At 42.5% G+C, this 207-nt stretch carries 1 pseudogene; it reads left to right on the top strand.

Going from position 1 to position 207, the window contains the following annotated elements:
• Positions 1-54 precede the first annotated feature (54 nt).
• A pseudogene (locus NO346_RS14830) lies at positions 55-207 on the top strand (IS5/IS1182 family transposase); the annotation flags it as partial.

Here is a 207-nt window from a genome sequence, read left to right as displayed (position 1 = left end):
GGCTTTGTTGCACAAACCTATCTGTAAAGGCTTTTTCAGCGATATAATTTTCAAATGAAGAAGCCTACACACAAAATCTACCGCACAACCAATTGGCCCGCATATAACCGAGCACTCATAAGTCGCGGAAATATTGCCATTTGGTTTGATCCTGCTACGCAATGGTATGCTCCATCAAAAGGCAAACAAGGGCGAAATCAAACCTAC

Origin of the sequence: Acinetobacter sp. 5862 (assembly GCF_024494585.1) — a bacterium.
Taxonomy (GTDB): domain Bacteria; phylum Pseudomonadota; class Gammaproteobacteria; order Pseudomonadales; family Moraxellaceae; genus Acinetobacter.
Note: the sequence above shows the minus strand (reverse complement) of the source record. Positions and strands in the feature narration are given on the sequence as shown.